Origin of the sequence: Pseudomonas sp. 51_B (assembly GCF_017491595.1) — a bacterium.
Taxonomy (GTDB): Bacteria; Pseudomonadota; Gammaproteobacteria; order Pseudomonadales; family Pseudomonadaceae; genus Aquipseudomonas; species Aquipseudomonas promysalinigenes.
The window spans coordinates 96,151-115,509 of the sequence record NZ_JAFGYW010000009.1; the positions used below are offsets into that span (position 1 = coordinate 96,151).

Genomic DNA, 19,359 nt, shown 5'->3' on the forward strand with positions numbered 1-19,359 from the left:
GCCTTCGATTAATTGGCGAATGAGCCTTGCAGGTGTTCTGCGCGAAATTCCAGGGTTTGTGGCCGATACCCGCTGCGCAGCGGTGGCAAAGGCAGACAGTCAGTCCACTCGGCGCCTGGCTGCAGCTCGCCTGGTCCGCGGTAGCGCGGTGCGTTGTAGCTAGTCTCTGCAAGGTTAACGGTGTCGCCCGGCGCATACGCGGCCACCCGCCAATGCAGTTCGGTCAGTGGCACCTGATTGCCGTTTTTCATGTGTACCAGCAGGGCTCGGTCGGCAGGGCATTGTTGCGGCGCGTAGCTCAGGCGCAGGTCAAGGCGTGCCAGCTGCGCGGTTTCGCGATTGTCCTGCCAGGCCACCAGCAGTGCCACCAGCCCCAGCCCACAAACGGCCGCCAGGGAGATCGGCAGGGCCTTGGCGGGGTAGCGCAACAGCAGCACCAGCCAAGTGAGAACGAGCAGTGCGCCGATGATCATGGCCAAGAGGTCTCCTGATTGCCTTGAACACATGGTAGCGATAAAGCGAGTTGTTCTGGAAGCGCCGGCAGTTTAGCGGCTCAGAGTCGTCGAGTAGGGGGGCGGACCTGGCATTTTTGCCAGTTGTGACGTTCGGGAGGCTGTCATAGTGTGATTTCGTCTGACGTAGCCTGAAAGTTTTTTACGAACGTTAATCTTGTAGATGAGGAACTCATGATGGCTTCCAGCGAACAAGGGACCGGAATTGAACTTGAGCAGCAATTGAGCAAGCTCGGACTGAGTGCTGGAAAAAAAACTTAATCTACCGGGGCGAGCAGAGGGCACGTTTAAACCGGCCATTCTTTCGAGAGACACGTTCACAACCAATGAAATTCGCGTCACGCAAAAGACATTCCCGCTGTTCGTGGTAGCTGTACAGAACTTTACGGATGATAAGGGCTTTCAGGGTGAATTGGGCGTGGCTTTTTATATCACCGGTACTGCCGAGGCACCTACAGCCGTAAACGCGTTCATTGTGAAGGGCTCTATGGCGCATATCGATACAAGCCCGAACGTTAAAGCAGCTGTGAAAAATGGCGTGCTCACACTGGATTTCGAATTCGAGACCTGGCTCCTTAACGTTCAACATAAAGCGGAGGGTACGTTGGAAGTCGATCTGTCCTGACTCGCACCTTGACCCGTTCAAAGCAAGCAGGCACCGCAACGGTGCCTGCTCGTGTTGGTTATTGCGCAATCGTCTTGACGGACACCCCCCGCTCGACGGGTGTCGATGTGCGTCCATACACGTCTTCGAAACGTTCGATGTCGTCCTCGCCCAGGTAGCTGCCCGATTGCACCTCGATGATCTCCAGAGGGATCTTGCCTGGGTTGCGCAGGCGGTGCACCGAGGCGATCGGAATGTAGGTCGACTGGTTTTCGGTGAGCAGAAACACATTCTCGTCACAGGTCACCTCGGCCGTGCCGGAGACCACGATCCAGTGCTCGGCACGGTGGTGGTGCATCTGCAGCGACAAGCTGGCGCCGGGCTTGACGGTGATGTGCTTGACCTGGAAGCGCCCGCCCATGTCCACCGAGTCGTACGAGCCCCAAGGGCGATAGACTTCCAGGTGGTTCTGGGTTTCGCTCCGGCCCTGCTCGTCGAGTGTCTTGACCATCTGCTTGACGCCCTGGACCTTGTCCTTGTGGGCGATCATCATCGCGTCCTTGGTCTCGACCACCACGATGTTCTCAAGGCCGATCACCGACACCAGCTTGCCGTTGCCATGGATCATGCAGTTGCGGCTGTCCTGCACCACTACGTCGCCTTTGGTGACGTTGCCGTCGGCGTCCTTGTCGTGCACCTCCCATAGCGATGACCAGCAGCCCACATCGCTCCAGCCTGCCGACATCGGCACCACGCAGGCACGCTGGGTCTTCTCCATCACCGCGTAGTCGATCGAGTTGTCCGGGCAGCAGGCGAAGGTGGCCTCGTCGATGCTCAGCACCTCGTCATCTTCGCTGCTGCGCTCAAGGGCCAGTACGCAGGTGTCATAAATGTCCGGGTCGTGTTTTTTCAGCTCTTCGAGGAAGCGGCTGGCGCGGAACAGGAACATGCCGCTATTCCAGAAGTAGCCGCCCGCGGCGACGAACTCGGCAGCGCGCTTTTCATCGGGTTTTTCGACGAACTGGGCAACTCGGGCCACGCCTTCAGGCAGCAGCGCATCCTGGCTGGAGCGGATGTAGCCGTAGCCGGTTTCCGGCTTGGTGGCCGGCACGCCGAACAGCACCATTTCGCCGCGCTCGGCGGCCACGGTGGCCAAGGCCAAGGCGCGTTGCAGGGCCTTTTGGTCATCGATCACATGGTCGGCGGGCAGCACCAGCATCAGTTCGTCGCGGCCCTCGTTGACCAGTTTCATGGCTGCCAAAGCCACCGCTGGCGCAGTATTGCGGCCAAACGGCTCCATCAGGATGCCTTGGGTTTCCAGGTTCAGGGCAGCGAGCTGTTCCTGAACGATGAACTTGTGATCCTTGTTGCAGACCACGACCGGGCTGTCCATGCCCTCGAAGCGCAAGCGCTCGAGGGTTTGCTGGAACAGGGTGTTCTCCCCGGTCAGCGCCAGGAACTGTTTGGGGAACTGCTTGCGCGACAAAGGCCACAGACGCGAACCGCTACCACCAGAAAGAATTACCGGGATCATCGTGTTTCTCCAATAGTCGTTATGAGGCAGGGGGATCAGTTGCTAGCCACGGGGCGAGTTACCCACACCGGCGACAAGTTGCTGCCGGAACCCGTTACGTACAGCACGGCCGCTTCGCCACGCTCCAGGGCGACCGGTTTGAGGTCGCTGACTTTCTTGTTGCCCTCGAACAAGGCCAGGTTGACCTTGACCGGATTGATTTCCCGCTCGCCGCGGCCTTTGGTGGCCACCGATGGCACCACTTCGGTCTTGCCGTCGGCAGTTTTCAGGGTCAGGGCCTGGTCGCTGAGGTTCTGCACCCGCACCAACGCCTTTTGCTTGTTCTTGAACGGCGGCTCTTCGATCAGCTGCGGGTTGCCGCTGCTGCTGTTGACCAGGGTGTAGTACTTGTCGGCGGCCAGTTGCACCGGCACGCTCTTACCGCCAACCTGGGCGGTGTAGTCGCCACCGGGCAGGAAGCTGAAGTCGCTGCTGGCCTGGGCGCCAACCTGCTTGATCTGGGTGTTGCCCACGCTGGCTGCAGCCGGTGCGCTGGCCGCGTTATACAAACGCACGAAGCTCGAACCCTTGGGCGCGCTTGGGCCATACAGCGCGGCGTCGGCTCCGGCGAACGCCTGCATGGACGCCAGGGAAAGGCCGGCCGCGAGGGTGAGGGCTTTGGCAATGGAAGTTTTGGTAGTCATGTGCATTTCCTCTCTATCGATCAGTGATGCGTCCGGGTGGACGACATGGCCAGGTTTTCTTCGGATTTACGGTTGTGCTTGAGCTGCGCGATCCACTGCGGGTCGAAGCTGCTGAGGTCGCTGGTCATCGGCAGATAACGTTCGGGGAATTCCCACACCACAACCTGGGGCGGGGCGTTTTTGAAGGCATCGCTTTGCAGGTACTTGAGCATCGGCAGCAATGGGCCGTGGCCGTCTTCGGCGTAATTGGCGACATCGCTGTGCAGCGCCTGCTGCAACGCGCCGAGGAAGTTCCAGTGCGCATTGGCGCTGTAGCTGGTGCCCACCAGGGCCACCGGGATCTGGGTATCGGCGAACAGCGCGTCGCCGCCGGCAGCATCAGCTTCGGCCGGGCGAGTGGTGAGTTGTTGCAGATTGTCCGGAGCCGGCAGCAGGTCGCTGAACAGTGGGTCCAGCGGCAGGAAGTTGGTCAGGTCGCCCTTGTAGGGAGCGGTGCTGCCAGCGTCGGTGATGAACGCCTGAGGCTCGCCGTCGAGTAGGCGCTGACGGCTGACCGCATCTGCCAGCGTCTGGGCCGCGACTTGCGCGCCCATCGGCGTCCAATGGGTGTCGGTACGCAAGAACACTTGGCCGCGAGCTTTGGCCTGCTCCAGTGCGGGCATCAGGTCGGGGGCGAACACATTGGCCTGACGCGCCTGGGCATGGAAGCGGTTGTACAGCTGATCGTGCAGGCTGGCCGGTTGCTGTTTGCCGATGTATTCGGCATACACCCGCGCCTTGGCCGGGATGATCGCCAGCACCAAGTGGCTACCGTGCTTGCGCAGGGTGTCGCGCACGCCTTGGATCAATGCAAGGTTCTCCTGCATCTGCTGCTCGGCATTGGCAGTAGGCTTGAACTCTTCGTCAGTGAACAGCCACTGATCCCGGCCCAAGACCACACCAGGGCGGCCTTCGTTGAACAGTTTGAAGTCCAGGGCGGCCCAAAGGTTGGTACCCAGGCGCTTGATGGGGAACTGCTCGTCGTAGTGGGTTTCTGCGGCCTTGGCCAGCTTGCCGTTGAGCAGGGTCATCTGCTGGGTACGGTGAAAGCCTTCAAAACCGCCTGTGGACCACACGCCCATGCCTACCAGCAGACCAAGGAACGACAGGGAGTAAGTGATGCGTAATGTCCGGTTCATGGCATGCCCCTCAGAACTGGAAGTACAGGAACGGCGAGTAGCTCTGCGCCGAAAGCTTGAGGATCGAGGCTGCAAACAGCAGCAGGATCAGCGCGCGCGTCATCACCCGGGCCCAGTCCAGGCCGATCGAGCCATCGGCATTGACCTGCGCTGGGCTGCGCATGGCTGCCGCCGGCGTGGCGTGGCGGTAGAAATCGCGCAGGCCGAAGAACGCCAGGCTGAGGTAAGCGATCACCAGGGTCGCCACCTGCAGGCCGGTGAGCTGGGAGCGGTTGAGCTCTGACAGCTGCCACTGGCCGAAGCTGAACATGGCGCCATACATGCGGGCGGCGACGTCGAGGTTCTCGGCACGGAAGATCACCCAGCCGACCACCACCAGCAGGAAGGTGACGGCCCATTTCACCGGGTTGAAACGCTGTGGGTTGGTGTCGATACCCAGCGCCCGCTCGATCGCCAGCCACATGCCGTGCCAGGCACCCCAAATGATGTAGGTGAAGTTGGCACCGTGCCAAAGCCCACCGAGCAGCATGGTCAGGAACAGGTTGCGGTAGGTGTTGAAAGTGCCTTTGCGGTTGCCGCCCAGGGTGATGTACAGGTAATCGCGCAGCCAGGTGGACAGGCTGATGTGCCAGCGCCGCCAGAACTCGGTGATCGACTGGCTGATGTAGGGCTGTTTGAAGTTCTCCATGAAGCGAAAGCCCATCATCAGCCCCAGGCCGATGGCCATGTCGCTGTAGCCGCTGAAGTCGAAGTACAGCTGCGCGGTGTAGGCCAAGGCGCCAAGCCAGGCGTCACCGGTGGTGGGGTGCTGCAAGGCGAAGCAGTGGTCGGCTACCACGGCCAAGGTATCGGCGATGAACACTTTCTTGATGAAGCCCTGCATGAAGCGGGTGCAGCCTTCGGAGAACTTGTCCAGGGTATGGGTACGGTTGTTGAACTGGTCTACCAAATCCTTGAAGCGCAGCACAGGGCCTGCGATCAGGTGGGGGAAGATCGCCACGAACGCCGCGAAGTCGATCAGGTTGCGTGTGGCCGGGGTGTCACCGCGATACACATCGATGATGTAGCTGATCGACTCGAAGATATAGAACGAGATGCCGATAGGCAGCAGCACGTGGGTGAGGATGAACGGCTGCATACCGAACGAGGTGATGATCGCGTTGAGGCTCTCGACACCGAAGTTGGCATATTTGAAGTAGCCGAGGATCGCCAGGTCTACACCCACGCCCAGCAGCAGCCAGCGCTGGGCTGGCTTGGTGCGCACGCCGCACGCACCCACGCGCAGGCCGATCCAGTAGTTCCACAGGGTTACGCCAGCGAACAGGGCAAGGAAGTCGACCCGCCACCAGGCATAGAAGATGTAGCTTGCGACCAGCAGCAGCAGGTTGCGATAGCGTTGTCCGCTCAAGTAGTACAGGCCGAGGAAGACCGGCAAGAACAGGAACAGGAACACGTTGGACGAGAAGACCATCCCGGTTCTCCTAGTTGTTCACAGCATCCGGGGCACAGCGCCCCCCAAACCCCCCACGCAAACGGCGAGGGATACCAAGCCACCCGAGGAGCGGGTGAACCCGCCCACACAGGGGATTACGTTACTTTTTCGATTCTGCGTTCGGGTCGTAGAGCCGGGTCACATCACCGCCCAGCCTGAAGCTGTTGAACGGTTGCATGCCGTGCTTGCGCTCGAGGGTGTCGCCGACGCAGTGGTAAAGCGCGCACCAGGGCTCGAGCCAGGAATATTTGTTGTCGACCTTCAGGTCCTTCATGTCCTGCTTCTCACCGGCACGGGCGGCAAACAGACGTGGATCGCGAGCACCGGCCAGCACGCCTTCGCCCAGGCGTTGCAAGGCAAAGTTGTTTTCGCGGCGCAGGTCCACACCATTGGCCTGGGCGAAGCTGGCAATCATCGCCAGCGGCGGCAAGGCGTAGTTGTGATAGGCCAAGGCACGTTGCCGGCGTTTGATCTCGTTGGGCAAAAAGCCCTGCTCGTCGACCTGATTGGCGCCAATTTTGAATTCCTTCACGGCCCAGTCGAACAGGTCGCGGCGGTCGGTAGCCACGGCCGTGGCCATCACCGACCAGGCAGCCCAGTAGCTGTGGTTGTTGATTTTCTCAAGCGGCAGGTTGCTCCAGTCGCGAACGGTTTGTTCGGCAAGGCGGGCAAACCACTTCTCGATCTGTTCGGCCTGGGCCTGGTGCGCGGCAAGCGGGCGTGCGTTGGAGAACTTAAGCCGCAGCCAAGACCCGCTCATGCTGCCCAGCGCCCATTTGCGCATGGATTTGCCGGTATGGTTGTAATCGGTGGACATCAGCGCGTCGGCGCGCGCCCAGGTGCCGAGCCAGGTCAGGGTGCAGTCCAGCTGTGCGGGGCGGCCGTCACGCATGTATTGGCCAACCATCTTGCTCACGCCTTTTTCCAGCGTGGTGATGTCTTCGGTGGACTTGCGAAAGGCCTTTTCCGAAGCCAGGTTCAACGTCGCCCGGGCCTTGTCCGAGCCCTCGTATTTGCTGCGAAACTGCAGCGCGCCGGTATACGGCTTGGGTGCCGGTTCACAACGGAAATTACCGTCGCCAGTCTTGGGCTTCTCGATTCCCTCGTAATAGCCCTGCGGGGGTACCAGCGCGGCGTGCGCGGCGCCGCCGCACAGGGCCAGGGCGAGCAGGGCAGGGCGGAACAACTGCTTTAAATGGGTCATGGGCGCCTCACTGGCCGGCCTGCGCGGTCTGCGCGGGCCCGGCAAAGTTGTTGCGTTTGCAGAGTTTGGCCTGGACTTTCTGGGTGCCGCTTTGCGGCCCTTGGACTTCGAAGGCCAGCAGGCTCTGGTTGGCCCAGTCCTCGTCTTCGCGCATCTGGAAGACGAAACGGCCATCGGTGTCGGAGGTTTCCGGCTTCTCCAGCTTGATGTCCTCGTGACGGCCATTGAGATACCACAGGGTGGCCTGCAGCACCTTCACCGATGGGTCGTCGAACTTCACATCCATCTGCAGGTTGCGGTTGACCAGGTTCTTGATCACGCCGCCCTTGCCGTTGACCATCAGCTCATTCTTGCCGGGCTTGAGGGTGGTGCTGGCGCTCATCAGCGCTGGGCGGTCGTCGCAGCCGTCGTCGAGCAGGGCGAGGATCTGCCGCCAGATGGTTTCCTGGTCCAGGCGGTACAGCGGCGAGAATTCCCAGATAAGGATTTTTGGTGGGTTTTTCTGGAACTCTTCGCTGCCCAGGTACTGGATCATCGAGCCTTCCAAACCGCCACCGGGGAAGGCGACGTTGAGCACGTCGGCGCCGATGTATTGTTCGAGGAAGCCGGCGAAGTTGTAGTTCTTGCCGCTGTGGCTAGTGCCTACGAGGGTGATCTGGGCATTGCCGCCATCGCCGAACAGGTCGTCGCCGCCGCTGGAGCCTTTCGGCTCGGTGGCGAACTGGTCCATGTACTGCACCGCATAGCTGGTGCCGCACAGTTGGCCGGCGACATTGTGCAAGGTGCCGGTCTTGCCCATGCGCCCGGACTTGTGAGTTTCGAATTCCTTGCGTGGTATGCCTTCGAAGGCCGGCATCTGGTGCACCGTGTCGGCCACGATCTTGGCCGCGCGCTGGGCACCGTAGGGTGTCCAGTGCTGGTCACCGCGGAAGTAGAAATCCTTGCCCTGGTCGGCGGCGGCCAGCTGCTCGTTGGTCAGTGGCGACAGGTCTGGCACGTTGTAGCCCATGCTGGCGAAGCGCTTGAGCATCGCCTGGTAGTTGCCCAGCGCCTTCTGGTAATCAAAGGCGGCTTTCTCTTTGGGGTTGAGCATGTTGCGGTTCACCAGGCCCCGGGTCGGCTGGTAGACCACCACCAACTCAACGCCACGCTTCTTGAACGCGTCGTGTACCTGCTGCAAGCGTTTGTAGCCGGCCGGCGTGGTGTTGAACTCGGTACGCAGGTCTTCACGGGTACGGAACAACCAGTCGCCCTGCGCCTGCACCAGCGTGGTGAAGTTCTGCTGATAGCGGGTGGTGTAGCGGCTGGCGTCGTGTGCCTCGGGGCACAATTGGCAGCACGGCTCGGCGGTGAAGGTCGGGGCCTTTATCTGGTCGGAGCGCACGCCCTGGCTAACGGCCAAAAGCGCAGCGGACAGGCCCAGCAGTTTCATCAGGTGTGGAGTCATGGTCTGGGCTTCCTTAATCGATCATTTCGCTCTGGCGCTCGACCGGGTCGATCAGCACGGCCTTCTGCTGGCGCACCAGCAGGTCGAGGATTTCGTCCTGACGCTCGCCAAGCACGCCGTTGAGGCTGATGCCGCTAGCCTTGCGCGGGGCGAGCATGGACACCTTGTACAGCTCGACCGACAGCGGTGAGTCGATCGACAGCGGGCCGGAGCCATTGGCCGCCAGCTCGCCCCCGACCACGATCAGCGACACCTTGGTGTCGAAGGGGTCCAGGGCGATGTCGCGGTCGGTATCGGACAGGTCCTTGATGTGCCCGTACACGCCGACCAGCCCGTTGGCCATGGCGATGTTGTCGTACAGGCGAATGTTCACGCTGTTGCGCACCCGGATGCCGTGGCGACGGTTATTGATCAGCTTGTTGCCCCAGATCAGGTTGTCGCCGCTTTCGTACAGGGTGATGCCGTCGGTGTGGTTGCGATAGATCTCGTTGTAGGCCACCAGGTTGTTGATGCTGTTACGGTCGATCACCACGCCCGAGAGCTTGTTGTCGTAGCTCTTGTTATTGATGATCCAGCTGTCGTTGACCTCACGGGAAATGATGATCCCGTGCTTTTTCTTGGTGCCGTACACGGCGTTGCCGGCAATGATCAGGCGGTGCGAACGGTCGTGCGGGTCGATGCCATAGACGATGTTGTTGCGGTAGGTGTTGTCCTTGACCACGAAGTCCTGGGTTTCGTAGCAGTAGAAGCCATACCACATGTCGCTGAAGGTCGAGCCGATGATCCAGCCGGTAGGCTCGGCGCGGCCCATGCGCTTGGACATGTTGGGGGTGTATTGCGAAATGCTCACACCGTACGACTTGGATTTGGAATAGCCAAAGCTGGCCATCTGGGTGTTGACGATGTAGGTCTCGGTGCCCCCCCACGAGAGCAGGAACGGGCGGAATTCCTTGGGCGAGCGGAAGGTCGCGGGGCCGTTGTCCTTCTCGCGCCAGCCGGTCACCTGGGTGTCGGTGACGAACAGCTTGCCATCGTTGATCACAAACGCGCCGCCCTCCTGGGACAGGCGCAGCTGCTTGACCTTACGGTCGATCTCGAGGATGCCCTTATGCCCGACCACGATCGGCAGGCGCGCCAGGTACACGCCAGGTTCTACCTCGCGCAGGTACTGCTTGGGTACCTGCTTGCTCAGCTCCACCAGGTCGACATGGCCGTCATCGACGAAGATCGCTTGAGGAATCCCGTGCTGGCGCTGCACCCACTCGGCGGCTTTGTTGTCGCCGCCGATGAATTCCTTGAGGGTGTCCTCCTGGAACATGCGGCGCACGCTGACTTTGCCCTTGTGGCTGCGGTCGATTTTCTTCTGCACGGCTTGGGCGGTGTAGCCACTGAGGTCGGGCAGTTTTGGCGGGTCCATCTGCAGCGGCTCGATCGGTGCGCTGGCCACGGTATAAGTCTTGGCCTGCTGCAGGCCCTTGGCGAGCGTCTGTGGTTCTGCGGCGAAAGCCAGGCCACTGGTCAGCAGCAGGGCGCTGGCCAGAAGGCTGTGACGCAAGTGCGGGTGAAGGTTCATCAGGTTTCTCCCGGCTTCAGAAGCGCCAGATCACGTCGACGAAGGCGCGGTGCATGTACGAGTCCGCTTCCTTGCCGTAGGCGTCGCCCGGCTTGAACACACCAGCGCGCAGGCGCACCAGGGCAGAGGGCTCGTCGATTGCCTGGCTCATCGAAGCCGGCAGCAGGCCTTGCTTGAAGTATTTGGTGACGACCAGGTCCATTTCCTGGCCGAGGTCTTTTTCGCCATCGACCAGCTGGCGATTCACGCCGTTGTCGTTGACCACTGCATTGATGCCGCTGGAGCCGATGTTCTGGTTGCCGTCGACCCGCCAGAACTTGTGGTAGATCAGGCTGGCGTCGTAGTCATCGCGCAGTTGCCAGGAGGCGAACAGCGTAGCGGCCTGCAAGTTGCCCAGCTCGCCACGGAACGCCTCGCCGAAGCGGTGCACCCGCGAGCGGGTGCCGGTGTAGTTGGAGCGGTTACTTTCAAGTCCGGTCTGCTCAAAGTTGCCCGAGCCATCGTCGCCACCGCCGCCGCTGCCACGGGCATAGGCGGCGCCAACCTGCCATTGCGGGTCCAGGCGCAGACGGATGCCCAAATCGGTGGCCCACGCGTTGACGTTGCCGCTCTGCTTGCCGGTCGCGACGGTCTGGTCAGCGACAGTCTGGCTGCTGAGGGTGTCACGGTCGCCGGTCAGCCATGTGACGCTGCCCCAGTAGTTGACGGTGTGCTGGTTGCGCCAGTTGTAGGCGTCGCTGTTGGCCTCGAGGCCCAGCCAGGTCAGGTCGCCGGTGCGGGTCTTGTCCAGCGCATCGACGGTTTCGCCGGGGTTTTTCAGGCTGCCACTGTCGTGGGTGTGATGCGCGCGCAGGCCGACCCAGTGGCCCGGTGTCCACTGTGCGGCGACGTTGCCGTAAAGGTGGGTACGGTCCTTGTCTTGCGGGGCCAACTCGGTAAGGTCGGTACGGTACTCGCTAAAGCGCTGAGCCACGCCCAGGTCAGCCTTGAGCAGGGTGGTATCGAAGGTCCAGTTCAGCGCTTCGATGTTGGTGTCGCGCCACATACCATCGTCGCTGCGCAGGCGCTGGCGGCCCAGGCGCAGTTGCTCCCCTGGGTAGGCCGTAAGCCCGCTGTAGCCAACCCAGAACTCGCGCATGGCCAGGTAGCTCTTGTCCTGCTTGCGCCCGTCGGCGGCGGTGTCGGTGGTGGTACCGTCGTCGTTCTGGCGCAACGTGTCGGTTTCGATGGTGTCGGTGGCGGTGACCGCCTGGCCCATGGCGAAGGCGCTCCAGTTACCGCGCTCGCCGTACACCCAAGGGCGCAAGTCCAGGCCCAGGCCGTTGACGTCGCCACCTGAGCGAGTGCCAAGGTCACGGTCGTCTTCGGATTGGCCGGTGATTTTCACATCCAGGCCGAAGTTCTTTTCAGCGGTCATTTCCGCCAGGGTCGGGCAGGACCACAGCAAAGCGAAGCTCAGGCCGATGCCGGCTTTCACGAAAGGGTTGAGCGTCATAGCGAGTCCTCACCGTCTACTTCTTTGTCGTCGTCCTGCAGGGCTTCGAGTGCCAGGGTGCTGTTGGCACCCTGCGCCATGCTGCCGCGGGCTTGCTGTTCCTGGGCCAGCACGCGCTGGGCCTGGCTGCGCTGCTCGGGCGTGAGCTGTTGGTCGAGCTGTTGCAGCAGTTCGCTGGACTGCGGCGTCGGGTTGGCCTGGGCCAATTGCGCGAATACCCAAGCGTTGTCTGGTTGCGGGCGAATGCCATGGCCTTCGCTGAACAGTTGGGCGAGCGCATAGTCGGCGCTGTTCTGGCCGCCACGGGCCGCGGCGAGCAGGTTATCGACGGCCTTTTGCGGTTCGACGCTGCCCAGATAGCCGCGGCGGTACAGTTGGCCAAGGTAGTAATGGGCGCTGGTTTCCCCTGCGTCGGCGGCAGCTTTGAGGTGCTGCTCGGCTTTTGGCGCGTCCGCAGGCAGGCTTTTGCCTTCGTAGTACAGGCGGCCCAGCAGCAGTTCGGCGCGGGGCTGCTCGGCTTCTCGGCCTTTGTCGATGTAAGCCATCAGCTGGTCGGTATCGCCCAGTTCGGGGAAGTCGTACAGCAGCTGCGCCAGGCTGACCCAGGACGCTGGGTTGGCTGGGGCGACCTGTTCGAGCAGGTTTTTGGCGGTTTTCTCGTCGGTCTGGCCAAGGCTGCGGTCAGCCAGCACTCGGGCGACACTGTCGACCCGGCTGGCCGGTACGGCGCCACGGGCGTACGCGGACTTGAGCTGGCTGATCAACGCAGCCTGCTGATCGGCCTGGGCACGCTTCTGATAGACCGTGGCCAATTCCACATAGCAGATGTCGGTGGCGCTGAGCGCTGCCTTGCAGATGCGCTCGACTTCGGTCAGGTGCTGCTCGTAGGTGCCCTGGGTACGATACAGCAGTACTTGGGCAAGGTCCGCTTCCGGGTTGCCGGCGGCGCGCCACTGGTCGATCTGCTGTTGGGCGTTGACCTTCGGGAAGCTTTGCGGGTAACTCAGGTACAACATTGCCAGCGGGATCAGGGTATTGCCCTGACCTTGCTCGGCGGCGAGCATGAGCTGCGTTTCTGCTTCTTCACGTTCGCTTTGGGTGCTGTTTGGCTTGGCCACCAGCAGGCGGCCCAGGCGTGCTTGAGCTCGCGGCGATGTGGCAGCGGCAGCACGGTACGTCGCCTCGGCTTCCTGAATCTTGGCAGGGTCGCGCGTGGCGACCTTGATATCGGCAAGGCCCACCTGCGCGTCGCTGTAGCCAAGGTCTGCCAGGGCCTTGTAATTGCGTTCGGCAAGCGCCGTGTCACCGCGCTTGAGGGCTTCGTTGGCCAGGCGCTGGTCGGGCAGGCCGGCACAGCCGGCCAAACTGACCGCGGCGGCCAGGGCGCAAAGCCCAAGCCAGGGGCCACGGTGCTCGAGGAGTCTGCTGGTCATCGGCGTTCCCTCTTAGAGGCCGTGGGCCGAGGCTTTGTCGATCAGCCCGTTCAGCGATGGACCGCGGTCAGCGTTGACCGAGGCCGGGCGGCCGGCCAGTTCAGCCGGCATGGCGCTGTCGGGTTTGATCTGTACACGGATGTCAGAGGCCAAGTCGTCGCTGTTGAGGCTGGCGCTGCTGACGATCTGGCCGGTGCGCACTTCGTCTTCGCCAGCTACCTGGAAGTTGACTCGGGTGCCTGGCTTGACCTCGTCGAACTGGCGATAGCTGAAGCGCGCTTCGACCATCGGCTGGGTGGTGCGCGGTATCAGTTGGAAGATCGGCTGGCCCTTGGCGGCGTACTGGCCGTCGTCCACCAGTTGGCGGGCGACGACGCAATCGCATGGGCTGGTGAGCGTGCCGGAGAGCTGCTTGCCAAACAGTTCCTCGATTTTTGCAGGCTCCAGCTGCGAGTCGTCCAGGCTCCCTTTGAGCATGTCCAACATGCTGGTGGTGAAGCTGGCCAGCGGCGCACCCTTGGCGATTTGCCCGCCGATTTCGGCCAGGCTGTTGACGGTACCGTCACGCGGCATGGTTACGGTAGAAGTTGGGACGGCGACCACCCCGGCTTCGGCATGGCTGACGAAGTACATGCCGTAAAGCGATTTGGCGACGAAGCCGAAAGCGGCCACGCCTACCACGAACACCCCCAGGGTCAAGGTCACGGCCTTGAGGCGGCCGAAGGCCGACAGGCCTGAGCCACTGTCTTTTTGCTTGCGTGCCTTGGTGAAGTTGTCGCGCTGCAGGGTGCTCAGCACATCGCCTGCGGTGATCAGCTCACCGGAAAGGTGACTGGTGATGATATGGCGCAGGGTCGCGATATCGCGAGGTTCGAGGTTCTGGAACTGAGCGCCGGTGCGGCCGGTGGCGTTGTCATAAGCGCGCACCTGGAACTCGATGTCCATCGACAGGCCCAGGTTGTCTACCGTGAACTGCAGGCGACCGCGCAGCACTTCACCGACCGACAGCGGCTGCTTGCTGTGGAAACTCAGGCCGCCGGCAGACAGGTCATCGACCTTCACATCCTGAGCCTGGCGGTCTTTGTCCAGAAAGCGCAACTTGGCCGGGATGCGCACCCGGGCGTGTTGGCGCTGGGCTTCGGACTCATGCACGACGTTGACGTTCACGGCGGTATTCATCTTGGTTTGTTCCTGTTAATTCCGATCCGGGTTGGGCTCACACGACCATGAACAGCACAGCAACGAAAATGCTGGCAGCCGAGAAGGTCATGGTCCGCGAGGACCAGGTGTTGAACCATTGTTGAAAACTGGCGAGGTCACGCTTGAGGGCAGTCGGTTGGCGGGTCCAGGACTGCTTGTCGAGGCGGAAGAACACATAGATTTTCATCAACGCGCCGACGATCTGGTTGTAATAGAGAATCAGCGGGTAGGCCGGGCCCACGTTGTGCCCAGAGCACAGCAACATGATGGTGAGGATCAGGCGAGTGATGCCGATCCACAGCAGGTAGACCAGCAGGTACGCCATGCCGAATTTGAGGCTGGCGATCACCGCCACGGTCAGGCCGAGCAGGCTGGTCCACATCGACACCCGCTGGTCGAACAGCACGATGCTGGTGAACAGCCCCAGGCGGCGCAGGCCAAGGCCCAGCGCCCGGGAGTTCTGCCGCAGGTTGTTGCCATACCAGCGGTACATCAGCTTGCGGCTGGCCTTGAGGAAGCTCTTTTCTGGCGGGTGCTCGACCGTGTTGATCGCCGCATCTGGCACGTAGAAGGTGTCGTAGCCAAGGCGCATCAGGCTGAACCAGCTGGACTTGTCGTCACCGGTGAGGAACTTGAAGCGGCCCAGGCGCCAGTGCATCAGCGAGTCGCTTTCGACGTCGGCGATGAACTCGGGGTTGGTCACCACGCTGGCGCGGAACATCGACATGCGCCCGGTCATGGTCAGCACGCGCTTGGACAGGGCCATGGAGCACATGTTGATGTGGCGTTGGGCGAAGCGCAGCTTGTGCCATTCGCTCATGATGTAGCCGCCGCGCACCTCGCAGAACTCGTTGGTGGTCAGGCCGCCGACGTTGGGGTACAGCTTGAACCACGGCACGGTCTTGCGAACTACGCCTTCGCCGAGCACGGTGTCACCGTCGATGACTGCCACTACGGCGTTCTCGTCGGGCAACATCCGCGAAATCGCTCGAAAACCATAAGCCAGGCCATCGCGCTTGCCGGTGCCAGCGATGCGCACGATATCCAGGGTGACATGGGAAGGGGGGTTGTATTTGGCCCACAGGCTCTTGACCAGAAGCTCATCGGACATCTCCACCAGCGAACAGACCACGGTGGTGGGGTAGCCGCATTCGATGGCTTCGCGAATCACCGAGCTGTACACCTGAGCGGTGGTCAGTGCCTCGATACGAAAGCTGGTGACCATCAGGTAGACGTGCGATGGCGCAGCGGCATCGCCCATCTTCTGCACCTTGCGGCGCAGGTAGGGGTACACGCCGTACAGGAAGATCATGCCGCGGATGAAGTGAGTGGCGCCCATGGAATAGCGCCAGATGCCGACTGCGCCGACCAGGAAGATGAAGTGCTTGGACTGCGAGTCGAAGATTTCGGCTGGCAGGGCCAGGGCGATCAGCATGAGCAGGCTCATGTAGAGCAGCCACCCGGCGCACTGCAACAGCACTGTCTGGAGCCTTTGCATGTTCAGCATCCGTGGAAAATTCGGGAAAAGGTGGGCAGCGGTGGTGGGGAGGCCACCGTTGCCCGATCAGGCATTACCAGCAAATGCCTTCGGTACGGCTGGTGGAGCAGCTGGGCTTGCTCATGAAGCCGACCAGGTCGATCACCTGCTTGCCGGCCGGCGCTTGCTCGGCCAGGGCACGGAACTGCTCGTCACGGTTGCCCAGGACGATGATGTCGGCGTTGTCGATGACCTTCTGGAAGTCGGCGTTGAGCAACGACGACACGTGCGGAATCTTCGACTCGATGTACTCTTTGTTCGCCCCATGCACGCGGGCGTATTCGACGTTCTCGTCGTAGATGTCCAACTGGTAGCCTTTGCCGATCAGGCGCTCGGCCAGCTCTACCAGCGGGCTTTCCCGCAGGTCGTCGGTGCCGGCCTTGAAGCTCAGGCCCAGCAGGGCAACCCTGCGCTTGTCGTGGGCTTCGATGATTTCGAAGGCGTTCTGGACCTGCGACTCATTGCTGCGCATCAGCGAGTCCAGCAGAGGTGCCCGTACATCGAGGGAGGCGGCGCGGTAGGTGAGGGCACGCACATCCTTGGGCAGGCACGAGCCCCCGAAGGCAAAGCCTGGGCGCATGTAGTACTGGGACAGGTTCAGCACTTTGTCCTGGCAGACCACTTCCATCACGTCACGGCCATCGACGCCGACGGCTTTGGCGATGTTGCCGATTTCGTTGGCGAAAGTGACCTTGGTGGCGTGCCACACGTTGCAGGTGTACTTGATCATCTCGGCCACTTCGATCGGCTTGCGGATGACCGGGGCATCGAGTTCTTCGTACAGTGCCTGCAGCACGTCGCCGCTGGCGGTGTCCAATTCACCGATGACGGTCATCGGCGGGTGGTCGTAGTCCTTGATCGCGGTGCTTTCACGCAGGAACTCCGGGTTCACTGCTACGCCGAAATCCACGCCCGCTTTTTTGCCCGAGCAATCTTCCAGAATCGGAATCACCACATTCTTCACGGTGCCCGGCAGCACGGTGCTGCGCACTACGATGGTGTGGCGGCGCTGGCTGTCACGCAGTACGTAGCCGATTTCGCGGCACACCGACTCGATGTACTCAAGGCCCAGGTCGCCGTTCTTCTTGCTTGGCGTACCTACGCAAATCATCGAAACGTCGCTGGCGCGAATGGCCTCGGCGAAATCGGTGGTGCCGCGCAGTCGGCCATTGGCGATGCCTTGTTGCAGTAGTGCTTCCAGGCCAGGTTCGACGATGGGCGACTTGCCCTGGTTGATCAGGTCGATCTTGGTCTTGGACACATCCACACCAATCACGTCATGGCCCCGCGCCGTCAGGCAACCTGCACAGACTGCACCCACATAACCCAAACCAAAGATGCTGATACGCATCGCTATCACCTCATGTGTTTATCACGCCAGCTCCTGGAAGAAGAGCCGGACTGGGTTGATTAACAACAGTTTTCGGGCGCACGGTTACATGGCGAAATGCACACTTCGCCGAGCGCAGGCATGAATAAATCCGTCATGCACAATGTCGTGCACTAAAAGTTGGCAGTTATTCGCCGGTTATCTAAAGGCGTGCCCTGAAATGCAGCCGTCCTTTCTGCAAGGCGCAACTAGACGCTTTGCTGTGCTTGTTCTTTCAAATGGAAAAACCTATTGAAATCAACCACTAGGACGATTCTGTGGGCGCGTAATTCCTCTATTGAGGCGGGTTCTGAAAAGACCCGCTGCACCTTTTGAAGTTAACTAGGCAGAAATAAGAGTCCTGCCGGTTGTCATCTGTAAGTCATTTCTCACAACCTGAGGCCATGAAATTCGTTACGGCACTATGAGCGGTCACTTGCGACAGAAGTTCCTGGGTGGCTTCGGAACGCATGAAAGATTTCTAAATAATTTTTCAATGATAAATACTTTCAATTTGATAGCACACAGCAGTTTTACCCCCAGCCATAAAGGGGCAAACTGAGCGAGGATATTGTTCTGCTATCACCAGAAATTTTTTTTCAAAATTCGTCAAAAAAGGTACGAACGGTCTCAAGACAGGTAGCGGCCAGAGGTGCGGAGTCGAATTTTTGGCGTCTTTATTTTGGCATGATGGCACTGTGAACAGTTGTGCCAATGGGGTGGCGAGCATTTCGCAACACTCGTAGCCTCAAAAATACTAAGGCTTTTTTTGGCTTGCCGTTAAGCCTTCCGGACGCTCCGAAGAGCTGTCCATGAACGATGGAACGTCTTGGGCAGCCCACACCAATGGCCACTGGGGGCGTCTCAACCATTGAGCACATGGATAAGGCGTGAAGGCTTGTTTTCCATACCCGCAAGCCAATCCTGCGCCATCGTCGGTGCGTCCGGCTCTGGCAAACGCACACTGCTCCACTTCTTAGGCCTACTCGATCAGCCTTGTGGCGGTGCGCACCTGCTGTACGGGAGCGCGATGGCCTGTGCCGACGCCGATCAGCGGGCTATCGAACGCAACCGCCTGATGCGTCCGATGCACCGCGCAAAGTGCCTGTGGTGCCTGGTTCGATGGGATTGCAGGGCATCGAGGTGAACGGGCTGCAGGGTGGGTATGTAATGCGCGCGCCGAGCCGCCAAGCGGCTCCTGCGTCAATCACTCAGCCGAATGATCGCGCAAGAACACCAGATGATCCGCTTTGGATTGCTCGGCGCTGTAATAGTAACCCTGCACATCGAAGCGCTTGAGTTGCTCAGGGTCGTTGACCTGCTCCTGAATCACGAAGCGGCTCATCATGCCGCGGGCTTTCTTGGCGTAGAAGCTGATGATCTTGTATTGGCCGTTCTTAAGGTCCTTGAAATCGACGTTGATCACCCGAGCCTTCAGCGCGCTGCGCTTGACCGCATTGAAATACTCGTTGCTCGCAAGGTTCAACAGCAGGTCGTCGCCTTGTTCGGCCAGGGCCTGGTTCAGCCACTCGCTGATGCGCGTACCCCAGAAGGCATACAGGTCCTTGCCGCGGGCGTTGGCCAGCTTGGTGCCCATTTCCAGGCGGTAGGGTTGCATGAGGTCGAGCGGGCGCAGAAGGCCGTAAAGGCCCGATAGCATGCGCAGGTGCTGTTGGGCATAGCTGAAGTCGTCCTCACCGAGGGTTTCGGCATCGAGGCCCGTGTAGACGTCACCCTTGAACGCCAGCAACGCCTGCTTGGCATTGGCCGGGGTGAAGTCTGGGGTCCAGCTGCCGAAGCGGGCAGCATTCAGGCCTGCAAGCTTGTCGGACAGGTGCATCAGCTCGCTGATCTGCGCTGGCGATAACTCCCGCAGTTGCTCGATCAGTACCTGGGAATCGTCCAGGTGTTGCGGCAAGGTGAACCGCTGAGTCACTGGGGGGGTGTCATAGTCGAGGGTCTTGGCGGGGGAAATCACCGTCAGCATCGGTTCGGCTCCTGAAGTCGATTCGGTGAATTCTACGGGCCGCGGCCAGTAACGCCAAACTATGGCGACAATAGTCACAGACCATCGCCGAAGCAGGCGCTATAGTGCGCG

At 61.0% G+C, this 19,359-nt stretch carries 15 protein-coding genes; 1 reads left to right on the plus strand and 14 read right to left on the minus strand.

Features of this window, described 5'->3' with window-relative positions; all coding sequences use genetic code 11:
- Positions 1 to 8: 8 nt before the first annotated feature.
- Positions 9 to 473, minus strand: a complete 465-nt coding sequence (locus J5M56_RS12790; protein ID WP_207937094.1) for a multidrug transporter — start codon at positions 471 to 473, stop codon at positions 9 to 11.
- Positions 474 to 753: 280 nt separating this feature from the next.
- Between J5M56_RS12790 and J5M56_RS12795 the strand changes: the two genes are divergently transcribed.
- Positions 754 to 1,137: a hypothetical protein gene (locus J5M56_RS12795; RefSeq protein WP_207937069.1), complete on the plus strand. Its 384-nt coding sequence runs from the start codon at positions 754 to 756 to the stop codon at positions 1,135 to 1,137.
- A 58-nt stretch (positions 1,138 to 1,195) separates the two neighbouring features.
- On the opposite strand, the gene J5M56_RS12800 is transcribed toward J5M56_RS12795, so the two are convergent.
- The 13 genes from J5M56_RS12800 to yaaA form a co-directional block, all read right to left on the minus strand.
- Positions 1,196 to 2,650: a mannose-1-phosphate guanylyltransferase/mannose-6-phosphate isomerase gene (locus tag J5M56_RS12800; RefSeq protein WP_207937070.1), complete on the minus strand. Its 1,455-nt coding sequence runs from the start codon at positions 2,648 to 2,650 to the stop codon at positions 1,196 to 1,198.
- A 35-nt stretch (positions 2,651 to 2,685) separates the two neighbouring features.
- Positions 2,686 to 3,333 carry an alginate O-acetyltransferase AlgF gene (locus tag J5M56_RS12805; RefSeq protein WP_060478974.1) on the minus strand — a complete coding sequence of 216 codons (648 nt, stop codon included), beginning with the start codon at positions 3,331 to 3,333 and terminating at the stop codon, positions 2,686 to 2,688.
- Between the two features lie 20 nt (positions 3,334 to 3,353).
- Positions 3,354 to 4,511 (minus strand): alginate O-acetyltransferase, encoded by a 1,158-nt coding sequence (locus tag J5M56_RS12810; protein WP_186477457.1) that lies wholly within the window; start codon positions 4,509 to 4,511, stop codon positions 3,354 to 3,356.
- Positions 4,512 to 4,521: 10 nt separating this feature from the next.
- Positions 4,522 to 5,982 carry an MBOAT family protein gene (locus tag J5M56_RS12815; protein ID WP_186477458.1) on the minus strand — a complete coding sequence of 487 codons (1,461 nt, stop codon included), beginning with the start codon at positions 5,980 to 5,982 and terminating at the stop codon, positions 4,522 to 4,524.
- 121 nt (positions 5,983 to 6,103) lie between these two features.
- Positions 6,104 to 7,207: a mannuronate-specific alginate lyase gene (locus tag J5M56_RS12820; protein ID WP_207937071.1), complete on the minus strand. Its 1,104-nt coding sequence runs from the start codon at positions 7,205 to 7,207 to the stop codon at positions 6,104 to 6,106.
- 7 nt (positions 7,208 to 7,214) lie between these two features.
- Entirely contained in the window at positions 7,215 to 8,654 is a 1,440-nt protein-coding gene (locus tag J5M56_RS12825) for an alginate O-acetyltransferase (protein ID WP_207937072.1), read from the minus strand.
- A gap of 13 nt (positions 8,655 to 8,667) precedes the next feature.
- The gene (algG, locus tag J5M56_RS12830; RefSeq protein WP_207937073.1) at positions 8,668 to 10,227 is read right to left on the minus strand and encodes a mannuronan 5-epimerase AlgG; all 1,560 of its coding nucleotides are present in this window, start codon (positions 10,225 to 10,227) and stop codon (positions 8,668 to 8,670) included.
- Positions 10,228 to 10,243: 16 nt separating this feature from the next.
- Positions 10,244 to 11,722, minus strand: a complete 1,479-nt coding sequence (locus J5M56_RS12835) for an alginate export family protein (RefSeq protein ID WP_207937074.1) — start codon at positions 11,720 to 11,722, stop codon at positions 10,244 to 10,246.
- Complete coding sequence (gene algK / locus J5M56_RS12840) at positions 11,719 to 13,155, minus strand: alginate biosynthesis TPR repeat lipoprotein AlgK (protein WP_207937075.1); 1,437 nt, start codon at positions 13,153 to 13,155, stop codon at positions 11,719 to 11,721. Before algK ends, J5M56_RS12835 begins: the two co-directional genes overlap by 4 nt.
- A 12-nt stretch (positions 13,156 to 13,167) precedes the next feature.
- Positions 13,168 to 14,334 (minus strand): alginate biosynthesis protein Alg44, encoded by a 1,167-nt coding sequence (locus J5M56_RS12845; RefSeq protein WP_207937076.1) that lies wholly within the window; start codon positions 14,332 to 14,334, stop codon positions 13,168 to 13,170.
- Positions 14,335 to 14,371: 37 nt separating this feature from the next.
- Entirely contained in the window at positions 14,372 to 15,853 is a 1,482-nt protein-coding gene (locus J5M56_RS12850) for a glycosyltransferase family 2 protein (protein WP_081016667.1), read from the minus strand.
- 73 nt (positions 15,854 to 15,926) lie between these two features.
- Positions 15,927 to 17,243, minus strand: a complete 1,317-nt coding sequence (locus J5M56_RS12855) for a UDP-glucose/GDP-mannose dehydrogenase family protein (RefSeq protein ID WP_060478984.1) — start codon at positions 17,241 to 17,243, stop codon at positions 15,927 to 15,929.
- A gap of 1,225 nt (positions 17,244 to 18,468) precedes the next feature.
- Positions 18,469 to 19,248, minus strand: a complete 780-nt coding sequence (gene yaaA / locus J5M56_RS12860) for a peroxide stress protein YaaA (RefSeq protein WP_207937077.1) — start codon at positions 19,246 to 19,248, stop codon at positions 18,469 to 18,471.
- Between the last annotated feature and the right edge of the window lie 111 nt (positions 19,249 to 19,359).